This is a genomic window from Flavobacterium sp. LMO6 (assembly GCF_009495795.1).
Classification (GTDB): Bacteria; Bacteroidota; Bacteroidia; order Flavobacteriales; family Flavobacteriaceae; genus Flavobacterium.
On sequence record NZ_WIBH01000040.1, the window covers coordinates 1 to 1,359 of the forward strand.

Sequence of the window (1,359 nt, forward strand, 5' to 3'; positions counted from 1 at the left end):
ACCGTATACATTTTTTAATTCGCTATTTTTGGCTTCTATCTTGTATCGATGTTTTGCTTTTTCTTTGTAATATTCTGTTTCTTGAAAAAAAATTTGGTCTTGATGTAGTTCTGATTTTATAGATACTGAATATGTTTTAGTTTTAGCTCCTTCTTTGTAACAACCATTTTTTAAAGGACAAGATTTGCATTTTTCGACATCAAAATAATAAGTGTCTACTTGATTTATTCCAATATTTTTACTTCCACCACGTGCTTTTTTTATTGCCAAATGTCCTGCTGGGCAAACAAACCTATCGGCATCTTTATTATAATCAAATTTATCGGCATCTTTTCTGTTTCCTTGTGTTATTGATGGATTTAATTTTGCTACTACTTTAATATTTTGCTCACTTGTGATTTTAAGATTTTCTTTTCCAGAGTAAGCAGCATCACCAATAATGGTGTCTACATCAATTCCATTTTCTTGACTAATTTCTATAAGCTTAGGCAATTCTGGTCCATCACCTTTTTCACCCGATGTTACTACGGCTGCAGTAATGATGCGCTCTTCAGTCATTGCCAAATGAGTTTTGTATCCAAAGAAGGAACTCTCAGCAGATTTATGACCTATTTTTGCATCGGTATCTTTTGATAAAGTTAGGTTTTCTTGAGTATCCTCCACAGTTTCCTTTAACAGGTTTAATTTCTCTTTCACTGCAGGAATCGAACTTATAGATGGCTCGTTTTCGATACGTTTTTCTAATTCTTTACAATAAACCAACTCCTTTTCTAAATCATTGTCGGTATTCTTTTGAGGCATACGTTCTTTAAATTGGTCGTCAAAGGTGTATATTGTTTTTCGAAGTAACTTGGAGCGTTCTCTCAATACATCGATGGCTAAAAACGGATTAGATCTTGATAAAGTATGAGTGGCATCAACGATAATAGACTTCGAACGAATTATTCCTTTTTCAATAGCAATAGTTACTGTTTTGTTTATCAATAGATTTAATAAGTCGGTGTCTTTCAAACGTAGTTTTCTGAACTTTGTCAACGAACTTGGATTGATAACATCGTCTTCAGGATTCATATCCAAAAAATATTTAAAAGACATATCATATTGAGAACGTTCCACCACATCTACATCGGAAATAGTGTAAATTGTTTTAAGAAGTAAATACTTAAACATACGAACAGGACTTTCTGCCATACGACCATTTGTTGTGCAGTATTTGTTTAACAACTCATCATAAATAAAGGAAAAATCAATTAAATCATTGATTTTTCTTAATATATTTTCCTTTGGAACTATTAAATCATACAACGTAGAATGAGCACTAAATTGTATTGTTTGCTGCTTTAATAACATCTAAAAAAC

General features: G+C 31.8%; 1 protein-coding gene. It reads right to left on the reverse strand.

The features are described 5' to 3' along the window. A partial coding sequence (locus tag GFJ99_RS13235) for an IS1182-like element ISFba3 family transposase (protein WP_153209520.1) occupies positions 1-1,350 on the reverse strand: 1,350 nt, incomplete at its 3' end. Positions 1,351-1,359: the final 9 nt, after the last annotated feature.